Source organism: Actinomycetospora sp., assembly GCF_055612215.1.
The window spans coordinates 1-3153 of the sequence record NZ_JBVPVA010000992.1 but is presented as its reverse complement, the minus strand read 5'-3'; the positions used below and the strand labels follow the sequence as shown (position 1 = coordinate 3153).

Annotated in this window: 3 protein-coding genes; 1 reads left to right on the top strand and 2 read right to left on the bottom strand. The window is 76.1% G+C overall.

What is annotated here, in order from left to right; translation table 11 throughout:
- Together AC0CYZ_RS26965 and AC0CYZ_RS26960 are read right to left on the bottom strand one after the other, a co-directional pair.
- The coding region (locus tag AC0CYZ_RS26965) for a Tex-like N-terminal domain-containing protein (RefSeq protein WP_472221108.1) at positions 1-233 on the bottom strand (233 nt) is incomplete at its 3' end.
- Between the two features lie 148 nt (positions 234-381).
- Positions 382-1626 carry an amidohydrolase gene (locus tag AC0CYZ_RS26960; RefSeq protein WP_472221106.1) on the bottom strand — a complete coding sequence of 415 codons (1245 nt, stop codon included), beginning with the start codon at positions 1624-1626 and terminating at the stop codon, positions 382-384.
- 336 nt (positions 1627-1962) lie between these two features.
- On the opposite strand from AC0CYZ_RS26960, the gene AC0CYZ_RS26955 reads away from it, so the two are divergent.
- On the top strand, positions 1963-3153 hold a 1191-nt coding region (locus AC0CYZ_RS26955; RefSeq protein ID WP_472221104.1), incomplete at its 3' end, for a serine/threonine-protein kinase.

Genomic DNA, 3153 nt, shown 5'->3' with positions numbered 1-3153 from the left:
CGCTGCTCGAGCTCACGCAGGTACCCGAGGCGCTCGTCCAGCGTCCGCAGTCGGGCGTCGTCCAGACCGCCCGTGGCCTCCTTGCGGTACCGCGCGACGAACGGCACCGTCGCGCCGCCGTCGAGCAGCTCGATCGCGGCGCGGACCTGCCCTTCGCCGACCGCCAGCTCGGTGGCGAGCCGGCGCGGGACGGGCGGCAGCGCGGTGGGGGTCGCAGCGGCGGTCGCGGTCACGGGTCCATCGTGCAACACGACACCGACACGCACGCCCGGACCCGGCCGCCATCGTCGGGCTCCGGTGTGGCAGACGCCGAGATCGACGACGGTTTCCGGAAGTCCAGCGTCAGGAACGCGACTTTTCCGGCAAGCCCCGCGGGGCCCCTCAGCCCTCCAGCGAGAGCAGCGCCGCCTGCACCATCGTCCGCACGCCCACCGGGAGCGCGCGCTCGTCCAGCGCGAACGTCGGCTGGTGGATGTCGGACTGCGGGCCCTCGCCGGACCAGACGCCGAGCCGGCCCATCGCCCCGGGCACGTGCTCGAGGTACCAGCCGAAGTCCTCGCCGCCCGAGGACTGTTCGGTGTCCACCGCCGCGCCCGGCCCGGCGGCGCGCTCGGTCGCGCGGGCCAGCAGGTCGGCCGACACCGGGTCGTTGACGACCGGCGGCACCCCGCGGCGGTGCTCGAGCACGTAGCCGACGCCGGTCGGGGCGAGCAGGGCGGTGACGAGCTGGCGCACCAGCGGCTCGAGCTCGTTCCACGTCGCGTGCTGGGCGGTGCGCAGCGTGCCGGAGAGCGTCCCGATCTCCGGGACCGCGTTCGCGGCGTGCCCCGCGTCGACCTGGCCCCAGACCAGGACCGTGCCCGAGCGGGGGTCCACGCGGCGCGAGAGCAGGTCGGGCAGCCCGGTGATGACGGTGCCGAGCGCGTGCACGAGGTCGGCGGTCAGGTGCGGCCGCGAGGTGTGCCCGCCCGGCGAGGTGAGGCGCAGCTCGAGCATGTCGCAGGCCGAGGTGATCGGCCCGACGCGTGTGCCGACGTGCCCGACCTCGAGGCGCGGGTCGCAGTGCAGCGCGAAGATGCGGTCGACGTCGGTCAGGCCGTCGGCGGCGATGACGTCGAGAGCCCCGCCGGGCTGGACCTCCTCGGCGGGCTGGAACACCAGCCGCACGCGCCCGGGCAGGCGGTCGGCCACCGAGGCCAGCGCGACGCCCGCACCCAGCAGCACCGCGGTGTGCGCGTCGTGCCCGCACATGTGCGCGACGCCCGGGACCTGCGAGACCCACGGGACGTCGGTGTGCTCGTGCAGCGGGAGGGCGTCCATGTCGGCGCGGAGCGCGACGGTGCGGGGCCCGGAGCCGATGTCGCAGATCAGGCCGGTGCCGGGGAGCAGCCGCGGCGTCAGGCCCGCGGACTCCAGCACGCGGGCACACATCGCGGTGGTGGCGTGCTCGGTGCGCGCCAGCTCGGGGTGCGCGTGGACCGCGCGCCGCCAGCCGACGACGTCGGCCGCGTGCTCGGCGAGCCACGCGTCGAGCCAGTGGGGTCCGGAGCCGCTCCCGAGATCGATCACCTCGGGGCGTGCCGCCGTGGCGCCGGAGTCCTCCGGGCGAGTCTGCAGCAGCGTCACCGTTCCACCTCCTCGAGCCCTCCGGACGGACCGTCCGGCGGCTGGAGTCCTCAGCATGCCTCCATACGGGGGGCTCCCGAGGCCCTCGGACGCCGAGGGCGCCGAGGGGTCCGGACGATGCTGTCAGTGGCGGGGTGCCCGCACCGCGCGCGAGACGAACGGCCGGTCCCCGCAGGTCACCGGCTCACCGGGCCGAAAGCCCCGCTCATCGCCCGACGAACGGTCGTACGCGCGGTGACCGACGCCGCCTCCCCGTCGTACACCACGGGTCAGCGGCCGCAGGGCCGGACGGGTGGGGCGACGGACACGCTCGGACGGGACGCCATCATGGGGGGTGTGAGTCCCCGCCCCGCCGAGACGCGCCGCCTGGTCGGGCGATACCGCCTGGACTCCGAGCTCGGGCGCGGCGCGATGGGCACGGTGTGGTCGGCCTACGACGAGGTCCTGCACCGCCCGGTCGCGGTCAAGGAGGTCCGGCTCTCGCTGGTGCCGGTCTCCGAGCGCGCCATCGTGCGGGAGCGCACCCTGCGCGAGGCCCGGGCGACGGCGATGCTCAGCCACCCCAACGTCGTCACCCTCTACGACGTGGTCGAGGTCGACTCCGAGCCCTACGTCGTCATGGAGCTGCTGCCCTCGCGCAGCCTCGCCTCGTACATCGCCGAGCGCGGGACCCTCAGCCAGGCCGAGACGGCGGAGATCGGCTCGGCGGTCGCGTCGGCGCTGATGACCGCGCACCGGGCCGGGATCACGCACCGCGACGTCAAGCCCGGCAACGTGCTCATCGGCACCGATGGCCAGATCAAGCTCACCGACTTCGGCATCGCGCGCAACGCGGCCGAGTCGTCGATGACCCAGACCGGGACGGTGCTCGGGTCGCCGCCCTACATCGCGCCCGAGGTGGCGATGGGCCGGGCGGTCGGGCCGCCCGCGGACCTGTGGGGGCTCGGCGCTACGCTGTTCGCCTGTCTCGAGGGTCGCCCGCCCTACGACGCGGGGGACCCGGTCTCGACCGTCTCGGCGGTCGTGCACGGCGAGATCCCGCGTCCGACGGGTCACGGTCCGGTCGTCGACGTCATCCGCGGGCTGATGGTGAAGGACCCGGGCATGCGCATGCCGCTGCCCGCCGTGCGCCGGCGCCTGCGCCCGCTCATGGCCGACCCGGAGGGCCCGATGCTCTCCGCGCCGTCCTCCCCCGCGACGACCGAGTTCCGCCTCCCGTCGACGACGTCGCGCCCCACCACGGACGACCCCCGGTCCGGGCTGATCCCCGTCCGCGGGCGCAGCGGGACGCTGGTCGAGGGGGCCGGCGCTCCCGAGGACCGGCCGCGGACCACCGGCTCGGCCGCACCCAGTCCGTCGCCCCGGCGTCCCTCCCCGACGCCCCCGGCTCCCCGCACGGCTCCGATGGCCAGCGGCCCGGCCGCGGAGGCGACGGCGCCGCCGGCGGAGGAGGCCGGCCCCGAGGGCGCGCAGGACGCGGCGGCACCCGTCGCGACCCCCGAGGTGGAGAGCCCCGAGGCCGCTCCC